Origin of the sequence: Halalkalicoccus subterraneus, from assembly GCF_003697815.1 — an archaeon.
Taxonomy (GTDB): Archaea; Halobacteriota; Halobacteria; order Halobacteriales; family Halalkalicoccaceae; genus Halalkalicoccus; species Halalkalicoccus subterraneus.
The window spans coordinates 1-12,037 of record NZ_RDQG01000042.1; the positions used below are offsets into that span (position 1 = coordinate 1).

Sequence of the window (12,037 nt, forward strand, 5' to 3'; positions counted from 1 at the left end):
CGAGATGATCAACGAAGAGCTGGGAACCGAGATCGAACCCGAATACGTCGAGAACCCGATTCCCGATAGCGTGTACGTCCACGACACGTGTGCGGATTACTCGAAGATCAACGAGGCGACGGGCTGGGAGCCCGAAATCGATTTCGAGGAAGGAATCCGCCGCGTCTGTGCATCTTACCGGTCGTCGTAGGTCCGATTCGATCGCTCGTCAGGACACGACGTGATCCGCAACGACGGTCCGAAGTCCCTCGTCGAGGCCGACTGTCGGCTCGTAGTCAAGTCGTTCGCGGGCCTTGCCAATATCGGCGTGACTCCGATCGATATCGCCGGTCCGACCCTCGATGTGGACGATCTCCGAGTTCGAGTTCGCGACCGATCGGACGGTGCGCGCGAGGTCGCGATCGTGGTCGTCTCGCCGGTGGCGACGTCGTGCTCCGTGACGAGCGCGTCGACAAGGTGACTCCCGATGGATCCGGCGCCGCCGGTGACGGGAGCGTTCACGGTAAAACCCCTTCGTCAGCGGGAGGATTATTGACATTTGACAGCTTCGCACGGCCGCCGAGCGGACGAACCTGTACGTATAAACGGTGTCGTGGATCACGTCCCAGTATGACCACCGCAAGCGCGCCGGGGAAGGTGTACCTCTTCGGCGAACACGCCGTCGTCTACGGCGAACCAGCCGTGCCGTGTGCGATCTCGCGTCGGGCACAGGTCACCGTCACACGGCGGACGGACAGTCGGCTTCGCGTCCACGCCGAGGACCTCTCGTTGGACGGCTTCACCGTCGAGTACAGCGGCGAAACCGGTGCGACCCCCGACGTCGACGTTTCGGCCGATCTGGTCGAGGCGGCGATGGGCTACGTCGACGCCGCGGTCTCCCAAGCCCGCGAGGCGGTCGGCGAACCCGAGGCGGGATTCGACGTCACCGTCGAAAGCGAGATCCCGCTGGGTGCGGGACTCGGCTCCTCGGCGGCCGTCGTCGTCGCCGGAATCGACGCCGCGACCCGCGAACTGGGCGTCGATCTGAGCGCGGAAGCGATCGCCGACCGCGCCTACCGCGCGGAGTACGAGGTCCAGGAGGGCCAAGCCTCGCGGGCCGACACGTTCTGTTCTGCGACCGGCGGCGCGGTCCGGGTGGAAGGGGAGGACTGCCGGTCGATCGACTCGCCCGATCTCCCCTTCGTCATCGGCTTCGACGGCGGCGCGGGAAACACGGGGGAACTCGTTTCCGGGGTACGCGAGCTCCGCGATCGGTACTCCTTCGCGGCGGACACCGTCGAAACGATCGGCGACATCGTCCGACAGGGCGAGCGCGCGCTCGCGGAGGGCGACGTCGAGGAACTGGGCACGCTGATGGACTTCAACCACGGCCTGCTCTCGGCGCTGGGCGTTTCCTCGCGCTCGCTCGACCGGATGGTCTGGGCGGCCCGCGATGCGGGCGCCCGGGGCGCGAAGCTGACTGGTGCGGGCGGCGGGGGCTGTATCGTCGCACTCGACGAGACCGAGGAGACCGAGACGGCGCTTCGGTTCACGCCGGGCTGTGAGGAGGGCTTTCGGGCCGAACTCGACGATGAGGGGGTGCGCGTCGAGTGATCGTCCTCAAGCTCGGTGGGTCGGTGATCACCGACAAGGACCGGGAGGAGACGGTCGACGGGGAGCGCCTCGCGGATCTCGCGGGGGCGATCGCGGACCAGGAGGACCTGGTGGTCGTCCACGGTGCGGGGAGCTTCGGTCACCGCTATGCGGCGAAACACGGCGTCTCGCGAACCGAGGGAACCCACGATGCGGCGGTGGTTCGGGAGATCCACGGTTCGATGGAACGGCTAAACGAGCGCGTGTTGGCGGCGCTCGGGGCTGAGGGCGTGCCGGCGGTCCCTGTTGATCCGTTCTCGCTCGCCTACCGAATGCGAGATGGGAAACTGTCGCTCCCGCTCGACGGAATCGAGACGGCGCTCGGAGAGGGCTTCGTGCCGGTGACATACGGCGACGTGATTTCCCAACAGGAAAAGGGCGCGACGATCATCAGCGGCGACGAGCTCGTGGTTTCGCTCGCCGAGGGCCTCGGCGCCGACCGGGTGGGGCTGTGTTCGACGGTCCCGGGCGTCCTCGACGACGCGGACGAGGTGATTTCCGAGATAACGAGCTACGACGAGGTGGCGGACTACTTGGGAGAGAGCGAGTCGACGGACGTTACCGGGGGAATGGCGGCGAAGGTGCGGGCGCTGCTTGCTCTCGACGCCCCGGCCTCGGTCTTCGGTCCCGAGGGGATCGAGGGGTTCCTCGCGGGCGAGGACGCCGGAACGCGGATCGATTGAGTGGCCTTTGCCGGAACTATTATATCCGAATACGATCATGTATTTCCAATGGTACGAACGTCGGGATGGGTCGCCGGCTCGGCGGGCGCGTATCTCCTCGTGCTGTCCCTGCTCGTCCTGACGCTCGACGGTGTTGCGCTGAGCGGCCCGCTCGTGCTCATCGTCGCCGCCGGTAGCGTCGGGCTTGTGGCGTTTCTGGGTCGTCTCCACTCGCGTCCGGCAGTCGCGTTGGCGGACCGCCGCCTGCACGCCGTCCTCGCGGCAGTTCCGTTCGTGACCCTGTTCGTGGCCGTCTACGTTCCCGGTACGGCGACGATCTCGCCGGCCGACCCGGCGACGTGGATGCTTCTGTTCTGGTCGATGACCGGCATCGCACTGTACGCGAGCGTCACGAACGCCCAAGTGCACCACTACGAGGAGCAATCGAAGTGGGTCGTCCACCTGCGGGTGCGTCCGACCGCCCGCACGCGCCGACGGCGAGCGGTGCTGTTCGGGGTCGTTGGCGTGGTGTTGATCGTCGGAGTGTGGTTGGTCAGTATTCCGTCCGTATCCCGCTCGTTCGTGATGGGACTTGGTTTCTCGGCGCTGTTTTCGGGGGTACTGGGTGCTCGTCGGCGTCGGACCTACCGCCTGCTCGATACCGGGATGGTTCGACAGGACAGCGGCGCGCTCGTTAGTACGTTCGTCCCCCGTTCGCGGATCGCGCTGGCCGAACGGGACGGCGAGCAGCTGTGTCTCGAACGCCGCGAGCCGTGGTATCCGGAGACGGCGTTCACCGTCGAGCAGGAGGGCGGCGATCGCACGACGGTGGCGCGCTGGTTCGAGGGGAGCCGTTCGCCACTTTCTTTCGGATAATCGATTCGGAGTACGAATCCGGACCGAACCCACGCTCTTTATACCGGAGGATCGCGTAGCGCCGAATAACGAAACCCGCGGGTAATGCGGATCGTCCGCATGCGGGAACTCGAAAGCGTTCGGGACCTGTCGACTCACGGCGGTTCGATGCCGGGAGCGTCCGCGGTTTTCAATGAGTGCGTTCGCTAGTCCGAACGGCTCGAGTATCCAACTATGGAAATCGAAATCGCAACAATCGGCGGCTACGAGGAAGTCGGACGGCAGATGACCGCCGTCCGCGCAGGCGACGACGTCGTCATCTTCGACATGGGGCTCAACCTGTCGAAGGTCCTCATTCACGACAACGTACAGACCGAGAAGATGCACAGTCTCGACCTGATCGACATGGGTGCGATCCCCGACGATCGAGTCATGTCGGACATCGAGGGCGACGTGCAGGCGATCGTCCCGACCCACGGCCACCTCGACCACATCGGGGCGATCTCGAAACTGGCCCACCGCTACGACGCGCCCGTCGTGGCGACGCCCTTTACCATCGAGCTCGTCAAACAGGAGATCAACGACGAGAACAAGTTCGTCGTCGAGAACGACCTCCAGAAGATGGAATCGGGCTCCTCGATGGAGATCGGCAACGGGCTCGAACTCGAGTTCGTCAACGTCCAACACTCGGTTATCGACGCGATCAACCCCGTACTCCATACGCCAGAGGGCGCGATCGTCTACGGGCTCGACAAGCGCATGGACCACACGCCCGTCATCGGTGATCCGATCGACATGGAGCGGTTCCGGGAGATCGGCCGCGAGGGCGAGGGTGTACTCTGTTATATCGAGGACTGTACCAACGCCAACAAGAAGGGTCGGACCCCGAGCGAGGCGGTCGCACGCCGACACCTGAAGGACGTCGTGACGAGCATCGAGGACTACGACGGCGGGATCGTCGCGACCACGTTCTCCAGTCACATCGCCCGCGTGAAATCGCTCGTCGAGTTCGCCCAGGAGATCGACCGCACGCCCCTCCTGTTGGGGCGGTCGATGGAGAAGTATTCGGGCACCGCCGAACGGCTCGGGTTCGTCGATTTCCCCGACGAGGTCGGGATGTTCGGTCATCGGAAATCGTACCAGCGCGCGTTCAAGCGCATCATGAACGAGGGCAAGGAGAACTTCCTCCCCGTGGTCACGGGCCACCAGGGCGAGCCCCGTGCGATGCTCACCCGGATGGGTCGCGGCGAGACGCCCTACCAGCTGGATGACGGTGATAAGGTGCTGTTCTCCGCCCGGGTCATTCCGGAGCCGACCAACGAGGGCCAGCGCTACCAGTCCGAGAACCTCCTTCAGATGCAGGGCGCACGTATCTACGACGAGATCCACGTCTCGGGCCACCTCAGTCAGGAGGGCCACTACGAGATGCTCGACGCACTCCAGCCCCAGCACGTCATCCCGGCCCACCAGAACATGAAGGGCTACTCGGGCTACGTCGAGCTCGCGAAAAACCAGGGCTACGAGCTCGGACGCGACCTCCACGTTACGCACAACGGGAACGTTATCCAACTGGTCGAGTGAGATGACGTCACCAGAGGCACAGCCGGTAACCGACGCGGTGGCCGAGCGCCGCGAGCTGGTCAACGCGGCCATCGAGGAGGACCTGCCGATCGCTCGACCCGAGCGGCTCTACGAGGCCTCGCGCTACCTGCTCGATGCGGGGGGAAAGCGACTCCGTCCCGCAGTCTTGCTGTTGGTCGGCGAGGCGCTCACCGATGTCGAGCCCCTCTCGACGGAGTACCGGGAGTTCCCGACGCTCGACAAGGAGCGCATCGACCTGATGGCCGCCGCCGTCTCGATCGAGGTCATCCAGTCGTTCACGCTGATCCACGACGACATCATGGACGAGGACGACCTCCGTCGTGGCGTCCCGGCCGTCCACCGCGAGTACGACCTCGAAACCGCGATCCTGGCCGGCGACACGCTCTACTCGAAGGCCTTCGAGATCATGCTCGAAAGCGGGGCGCGCCCGGATCGAGGTCTCGACGCGCTGCGGATCCTCGCGCGCACCTGCACGCGGATCTGTGAGGGTCAGTCGCTGGACGTGGAGTTCGAGCACCGTGGGGAGGTCCACGAGGCGGAGTACCTGGAGATGGTCGAGCTCAAGACCGCTGTACTCTACGGGGCTGCGACGAGTATCTCGGCCACCTTGCTGGGCGCCGACGAGGAAACCGTCCAGGCGCTCTACCGGTACGGTATCGACATCGGTACGGCCTTCCAGATCCAGGATGACGTGCTGGATCTGACCGTCCCGAGCGACGTGCTCGGCAAGCAACGCGGCAGCGATTTGGTCGAAGGAAAGCAGACGTTGATCACGCTTCACGCACGCGAACAGGGCGTCGACATCGACTCGCTGATCGAAACCGACGATCCGGAGGCGGTTACGGAAGACGAGATCGACGACGCCGTCTCGCGGCTCGAATCCGCGGGCAGCATCGAATACGCCCGCGAGAAAGCGCAGTCGCTCGTCCGCGAGGGGAAGGAGGAGCTCGCCGTTCTGCCCGACAACGAGGCCAGAGGCCAACTCGAATCGATCGCGGATTTCCTGATCGAACGCGGCTACTAGAACGGACCGTTTCACTCCTCGGGTCGCCACGCGACCCACTCGAAGCGAAAACTCCTTCCAAAACGCTGCTCGCTCACGTGATCGCTCGCAGCCAGCCGCATCATTGATCCGCTCGGATGGATCCGTCTCTCCAACGAACTGGCCTTGAGCACGATCAGTTTCCTTTTCACCCGGTCGCGCGAACCGCCCGGTAATGGACCAGGAGCTTCGAGAGCGAATCGAGCGGGAGGCCGAAAAGCACGCGCTGATGAACGCCGTCAAACACGAGGGTGAGGCCGATATCGGCGCGATCATGGGTCCGCTGATGGGAGAAAACCCCGATTTCCGTCCACATGGCGACGAGATCCCCGGCATCGCCGCCCCGGTCGCCGCACAGGTTAACGACCTCGCGCCCGAGGACCGACGCGACCGGCTGGCCGAGCTCGCACCCGAGTTCCTCGAGGAACTCGAAGCCGAAGACGAAGCCGACGAGCACGCTCTTCCCGATCTACCTAACGCCGCCGAGTACGACGAGATCCGGATGCGCTGTGCGCCGAACCCCAACGGACCGTGGCATCTCGGCCACGCCCGAATGCCCGCCGTGATCGGCACCTACAAGGACAGGTACGACGGGTCGATGCTCTGTCGGTTCGACGACACAGACCCCGAAACCAAGCGGCCCGATCTGGAGGCCTACGACGCGATCCTCGACACCATCGAGTACCTCGGCTTCGAGACCGACGAGGTCATCCGCGCCTCGGATCGCGTCGAGACCTACTACGATCATGCGAGGGAACTGATCGACCTCGGCGGGGCCTACACCTGCACCTGCCCCGCAGAGACGTTCTCGGAGCTGAAGAACTCGGGCGAGGCCTGTCCGCACCGCGAGAAAGGGATCGAGGACAGTATGGAGGAATTCGAGGCGATGGTCGCAGGGGAGTACGACGCCAGCGAAATCGTTCTCAGAGTTCGCACCGACATAGAGCATAAAAATCCCGCGCTCAGGGACTGGGTCGCCTTCCGGATGGTCGACCGGCCCCATCCCCGCGAGGAGGCCGCCGAGTACCGCTGTTGGCCGATGCTGGACTTCCAATCCGGTGTCGACGATCACCTGACGGGGATCACCCACATCGTTCGGGGAATCGACCTGCAGGACTCGGCGAAGCGCCAGCGCTTTCTCTACGACTACTTCGGCTGGGAGTACCCCGAGGTGATCCACTGGGGGCACGTCCAGATCGACGCCTACGACGTGAAGATGAGCACCTCGCGGATCAAGGAGTTGATCGAGACGGGCGAACTCGACGACTGGGACGATCCCCGCGCCCCGACGATCGCGAGCGTGCGCCGACGCGGCATCCGTGGCGATGCCCTGACCGAGGCGATGACCGAACTGGGAACCTCGACCAGCGACGTGGATCTGGCGATGAGCACCGTCTACGCCAAAAACAGGGAACGGATCGACGACGGCTCGGATAGATACTTCCTCGTGCGTGACGGCGAGCGCGTTTCGCTCTCCGGCGAGGGGCCCAGCACGGCCGAACCGCCGCGCCACCCCGACCACGAGGAGCGTGGCACCCGCGAGATCCCGGTGGGCGAGGCCGTCCTCGTCGAACCCGCCGACATCCCGAGCGAGGGCGAGCGCGTCTGGCTCAAGGGCTTGGGCTGCGTGCGCTACTCGGGCGAGGCGTTCGAGTTCACGGGCGACGACATCGACGCCGTGCGGGAGGAGGGCGTCGACGTGATCCACTGGGTACCCGCCGAAGGGAGCGTTTCAGTGCGGCTTCGATCGATGGATGGGGATAGCGAGGGGCGGGCCGAACCGGAGTTCGGTGGAACGGAGCGAGACGAAATGGTGCAGTTCGAGCGGATCGGGTTCGCGCGAGTGGACAGCGTGGCCCAACGCGCCACGGACAGGTCGAGCGGCGATACACCGCGAGACGAGCACGCCGACGTCGAATCGGTGGCGTACTTCGCCCATCCCTGAGACTACTCCCACTCGGCGTCCGCAAGCGGTTCTGCGACGACGCCTCCTGTTGAACGAGTGCGAGCGTGGGCCGTACAGACGACGTGCTCGTCGGCCCACGAAATGTGGCATCGGACCGATCCAGAACGTTGACAGCCGTCTTCGGTACAGGTTCGGATATCACTCATCGACGTAGCGGCGCTTCTCATCGAGCGCCGCCTCCGATCCGTACTCGTCGAGCAAGGGCTTGAAACACTCGCCGAGGGTACGCATGCACATCCGCATCGAAACGAACCCCAACCCCGTTGTAACCTCGTTCCACGGATGGGCCTGCAGGACCTTCCGCACGAGCAGGCGTTCCTGACGATCGGTCAGATCGACCTCACCGTCGATCAGGTGGGCCACCACGAGCGGGCGAAAGCTCCCCGGCGCGACGTCGAAGGCTCCGGAGCCGTGGGCCGCGCTCGCGACGTGGATCCAGTCACGCTCCGAGAGCCCGGGGTCGACGCCGGTATCTATCGAGGCGAGCGCCGCCCGCACCACATCCGGTTCGGCGTCAGCGAGGGGATCCGAGAGCACGCTTGCGATCCGGTCGGCGAACCAGCGAGCGTGTCGATCGTGAAGGCGCTCTCCAGGAACGCTCGTCGGCGAGAGCATGACCGCCGAGTACTCGCCGCTGGCGTCGTTTCGCGTCGTCGAGAGGTGAACGGTCGAGAAACCGTTACCGGCCCAAAACGAGAGGAGTCCGGGCGTCGCGCCGTACCCGACCCCGAGCCAGTCCGCGTGTGAGGCGAACTCCGCGCGGACCTCCGAGAGCAGTCGAGAGCCGAGTCCGCGGGAGCGAACCGCGTCGTGGGTCGCGATCCGGAGCACCCGCTGGCCGACAGGCTTTCCGGCGCCCTCGTCGCGCAGTTGGCTCGTCAGCAGGTCGGGGATCATGTTTCCGCGGATCCGCTCGCCGTCGTAGAGATCCTCCCGGAGTTCGGGATCGAGGCCGCCCTCGCGGGCCAGCAGCGCGACGCTTACGACGTGGCCGTCGTGGGTCAGCGCGCGCACCGTGAGGTTGGGCGCGTCGAGCAGGCGCGCGAGATCGTTCGGCTCGGTCCGGTAGTGGGCCGCGACGAGCAGGCCGAAGACCTCTCGGAGCAAGTTCTCGTCGGAAACGAGGTCGGCCCGCGAGAGGCGACGGTACTCGACGGTTTCAGTGGTCGCATCCTCGACCAACTGGTCGACCGGGGGACGCGCGTCGAGCAACAGGGCACGAAAGGTCCAGATCTCGACGGGATCGCCCGCGGCGTAGCGAATGGGATCCGCCATCGTCATCGAACTGACCTCGTGATCGCTTTCGTTCAGGCGGTCACGAAACCGCACCGAGAAGCCCCGGCCTGCGCCCTCGTAGCCGTGGATCGTGGTGACGAACGCCGTTCGATCGACCTCGAGACAGCGTTCGAGCACGCGTACCGGGAGCGCAGCAGCCTCGTCGACGATCAGGACGTCCGGGTCCTCGGTCCCGATTTCGCGCGGGCGTGCAAATCGGACCCGGCCGCCAGCGGCGGTTTCGAGACGGGACTCCTCGTCACTTTCGAGCGAACCTTCAAGCAGTTCACGGGCACGCGCGAACACCTCGACGGCGTTGCGGGCGTCGGGCGCGGTCACGAGCACGTCCGCACCCTCGCTTGCAAGCGCACCCGCGACGAGCCCGGCCGCACTCGACTTCCCCCGGCCGCGATCGGCCTCGACCACGACTGCCTGCTCGTCCTCTCGAAGGGCTTCAAGCGCGGCGAGCGTCGCGACCTGATCGTCCGTCAGGCAGGCCTCGTAGGCCGCCCGCGGGAAGTCGTACTCATCGGGAATTCCTATCGGATCGACTCCGAATCGCGGGGCGGGGTGGGTCAATCCGTCGCTCTCGAGACCTCCCGAATCGACATCGACGACCCCGATTCCGGGGTGCGCGCGCAGAAGGGAGACCAGCCGCCCGCGAAACCGGCCGGTCACCTCTTCGACCCCGAACGGCGGGACCGCGAGCGAGCTATCGAAGCCGTCGCGCCGGTCGGGCCAGGCGTCGAGGTCAGGTGCGAGCACGACCAATAGACCGCCGCCGTCGACGACGCCGCTCAGCCGTCCGAGGGCGTTCGGCTCGAAGCGCTCGTAGGCATCGTAGGCGACGATTTGGCGGGTGGTTCCGAGCAGTTCGGCGGTTCGTTTCGGGTCGACCTGCTCGCAGGGGAGGGTCTCGCGATCTCCCACAAGGACGGTGTCGGTGACCGCGACCGGAAGTGCATCGAGGACCTTTCGGAGGGCGTCGAACCCGCGCTCGCGCCCGCCAGTGAGCACCAGCAGTCGGCGCTCGTTCGTCTCCCGTGCTTCTGCGAGGAGGGCGGTGGCGATCGCGGTTGGGTCCATACTCCGGATTGGCGGTGGCGCCGTATGGCCGTTCTCCCTCGTCGTTACCGGGGTCCACGTAGCGTTCGACGGCGAAGACCAGCCGAGGAACAGGTAGACCCACCACGCCATGAGCACGATACCCGCGACGAAGACCGACAGGAGGACGGTTCCGACGAAGAGGTTGTACGCAAAGACCGCAGCGACGACGCCCACCGAAACGACGGCCATCGTCCCGGTTCAGTTTTCGACCATTCGTGGTCGTCCGTTTTTATTTCACTTACAAACACTTCGTGTCAGTTCCTGTGTGTCCGGGTCACACGGCCTCTACGGTTTGAACACGCTTTTATGGGGTGGTGCGCTACTCCGGTGTACAGCCTGCGCGGGGTCATGACGCTCCTAGCCGTTTAGGATCTATGCAGGCAGGGGAGCGAGAGCCCGCGTGCAGGAGGAGATTACAATGCCAGTATACGTCAACTTCGACGTCCCGGCGGACCTTCAAGAGGACGCCCTCGAGGCCCTCGAGGTCGCCCGGGACACAGGTTCGGTAAAGAAAGGTACCAACGAAACGACCAAAGCGATCGAGCGGGGCAACGCCTCGCTCGTCGTCATCGCCGAGGACGTCCAGCCCGAGGAGATCGTGCTGCACCTCCCGGAGCTCGCCGACGAGAAGGGTATCCCCTTCGTCTTCGTCGAGACACAGGACGACGTCGGTCACGCTGCCGGCCTCGAGGTCGGCAGCGCCGCCGCCGCCATCACGGACGCCGGCGACGCCGAGGACGACGTCGAGGACATCGGTGGGAAGGTCGAGGAGCTCCGCTGAGATAACCAATGAGCGCAGAAGAATCAGCCAACGACTCCACGTCCGCCGAGGTCATCGAGGTCGTCGGCAAGACGGGGATGCACGGCGAGGCCATGCAGGTCAAATGCCGCATCCAGGAGGGCGAGAATCAGGGACGCATCATCACGCGAAACGTCCTGGGCCCGGTCCGCGAGGGCGACGTCCTGCAGCTTCGCGAGACCGCCCGGGAGGCCGACTCCATCGGGGGTCAATAATGGTCGAGACACGCACCTGCGATTACACCGGCGAGGATATCGAACCCGGAACGGGCGTCATGTTCGTCCGGACCGACGGCACCGTGCTCAACTTCGTCGACTCGAAGGCGGAGAAGAACTACTTCCTCGGGCGGGAAGCCCGCGATCTGGAGTGGACCGCCGCGGGCCGCGCCGAGAAGGAAGGCCGTGCGCGCGCAGCCGAGACGGCCGCAGCGGACACGGAAGCGTCCGCTAACGCCGGCGACGAGGGCAGCGAAGTCGCCGCCACCGGGGAGGAGACCGTCGACACGGACACAGAAACGGCCAAGGAAGTCACCGCGAACGACGACGTCGAGAGCGATGCCGGCGCCGAACAGGCCGAAACCGTCGAAAACGAGGACCTCGAAGAATGAGCGAGGAGCGAACCTTCGTGATGGTCAAGCCCGACGGCGTCCAACGTGGTTTGATCGGCGATGTCGTCTCCCGCTTCGAGGAGCGTGGCCTGAAGCTCGTCGGCGGGAAGTTCATGCGGATCGACGAGGAGCTCGCCCATGAACACTACGGCGAGCACGAGGACAAGCCCTTCTTCGAGGGGCTCGTCGACTTTATCACCGCTGGCCCGGTCTTCGCGATGGTCTGGGAGGGCCAGGACGCCACGCGACAAGTGAGGAGGATGATGGGCGAGACCGATCCCGCCGAATCCGCGCCCGGCACGATTCGCGGCGACTTCGGGCTGGATCTGGGTCGTAACGTCATCCACGGCTCGGATCACGCCGACGAGGGCGCAAACGAGCGCGAGATCGACCTCTTCTTCGACGACGAGGAGCTGCTCGACTACGAGCGGGTCGACGAGACCTGGCTCTACGAGTAGATCGAGCCGATCGCTACGGCGACCGTTTTCAC

Annotated in this window: 13 protein-coding genes and 1 pseudogene; 11 read left to right on the forward strand and 3 right to left on the reverse strand. The window is 65.3% G+C overall.

Translation table 11 applies throughout. The features are described from left to right. Positions 1–190, forward strand: a pseudogene (locus EAO80_RS11160) (NAD-dependent epimerase/dehydratase family protein); the annotation flags it as partial. An 18-nt stretch (positions 191–208) separates the two neighbouring features. On the opposite strand, the gene EAO80_RS19745 reads toward EAO80_RS11160, so the two are convergent. After that, positions 209–538: a hypothetical protein gene (locus EAO80_RS19745; RefSeq protein WP_162993981.1), complete on the reverse strand. Its 330-nt coding sequence runs from the start codon at positions 536–538 to the stop codon at positions 209–211. 71 nt (positions 539–609) lie between these two features. Here EAO80_RS19745 and mvk point away from each other — a divergent pair, with 71 nt between their 5' ends. The 6 genes from mvk to EAO80_RS11195 all read left to right on the forward strand — a co-directional run bounded on the left by mvk (position 610) and on the right by EAO80_RS11195 (position 7,738). Continuing rightward, entirely contained in the window at positions 610–1,593 is a 984-nt protein-coding gene (gene mvk, locus EAO80_RS11170; protein ID WP_122089969.1) for a mevalonate kinase, read from the forward strand. After that, positions 1,590–2,315 carry an isopentenyl phosphate kinase gene (locus EAO80_RS11175; RefSeq protein ID WP_122089970.1) on the forward strand — a complete coding sequence of 242 codons (726 nt, stop codon included), beginning with the start codon at positions 1,590–1,592 and terminating at the stop codon, positions 2,313–2,315. The genes mvk and EAO80_RS11175 overlap by 4 nt, the downstream gene beginning before the upstream one ends. 48 nt (positions 2,316–2,363) lie before the next feature. Further along, a complete protein-coding gene (locus EAO80_RS11180; RefSeq protein ID WP_122089971.1) occupies positions 2,364–3,170 on the forward strand; it encodes a hypothetical protein in 807 nt (268 codons plus the stop codon). Positions 3,171–3,383: 213 nt separating this feature from the next. Then, entirely contained in the window at positions 3,384–4,730 is a 1,347-nt protein-coding gene (locus EAO80_RS11185) for a ribonuclease J (RefSeq protein ID WP_122089972.1), read from the forward strand. A 1-nt stretch (position 4,731) separates the two neighbouring features. After that, a complete protein-coding gene (gene idsA3, locus EAO80_RS11190; RefSeq protein WP_122089973.1) occupies positions 4,732–5,775 on the forward strand; it encodes a geranylfarnesyl diphosphate synthase in 1,044 nt (347 codons plus the stop codon). Between the two features lie 193 nt (positions 5,776–5,968). Further along, positions 5,969–7,738 (forward strand): glutamate--tRNA ligase, encoded by a 1,770-nt coding sequence (locus tag EAO80_RS11195; RefSeq protein ID WP_122089974.1) that lies wholly within the window; start codon positions 5,969–5,971, stop codon positions 7,736–7,738. A 2-nt stretch (positions 7,739–7,740) separates the two neighbouring features. Here the strand turns inward: EAO80_RS11195 and EAO80_RS19750 are convergent, their stop codons facing one another. Together EAO80_RS19750 and tmcA are read right to left on the reverse strand one after the other, a co-directional pair. Next, positions 7,741–7,905 carry a hypothetical protein gene (locus EAO80_RS19750; RefSeq protein ID WP_162993982.1) on the reverse strand — a complete coding sequence of 55 codons (165 nt, stop codon included), beginning with the start codon at positions 7,903–7,905 and terminating at the stop codon, positions 7,741–7,743. Beyond that, positions 7,898–10,120, reverse strand: a complete 2,223-nt coding sequence (gene tmcA / locus EAO80_RS11200) for a tRNA(Met) cytidine acetyltransferase TmcA (RefSeq protein WP_122090010.1) — start codon at positions 10,118–10,120, stop codon at positions 7,898–7,900. The genes EAO80_RS19750 and tmcA overlap by 8 nt, the downstream gene beginning before the upstream one ends. 439 nt (positions 10,121–10,559) lie before the next feature. Here tmcA and rpl7ae point away from each other — a divergent pair, with 439 nt between their 5' ends. The 4 genes from rpl7ae to ndk are packed head-to-tail and all read left to right on the forward strand — an operon-like array spanning position 10,560 to position 12,005. Continuing rightward, complete coding sequence (gene rpl7ae / locus EAO80_RS11205) at positions 10,560–10,922, forward strand: 50S ribosomal protein L7Ae (protein ID WP_122089975.1); 363 nt, start codon at positions 10,560–10,562, stop codon at positions 10,920–10,922. 8 nt (positions 10,923–10,930) lie between these two features. After that, positions 10,931–11,155, forward strand: coding sequence for a 30S ribosomal protein S28e (locus EAO80_RS11210; protein WP_122089976.1), 225 nt, complete (start codon positions 10,931–10,933; stop codon positions 11,153–11,155). Next, positions 11,155–11,547 (forward strand): 50S ribosomal protein L24e, encoded by a 393-nt coding sequence (locus EAO80_RS11215; protein ID WP_122089977.1) that lies wholly within the window; start codon positions 11,155–11,157, stop codon positions 11,545–11,547. Before EAO80_RS11210 ends, EAO80_RS11215 begins: the two co-directional genes overlap by 1 nt. Beyond that, a complete protein-coding gene (gene ndk, locus EAO80_RS11220) occupies positions 11,544–12,005 on the forward strand; it encodes a nucleoside-diphosphate kinase (RefSeq protein ID WP_122089978.1) in 462 nt (153 codons plus the stop codon). The genes EAO80_RS11215 and ndk overlap by 4 nt, the downstream gene beginning before the upstream one ends. Positions 12,006–12,037 lie beyond the last annotated feature (32 nt).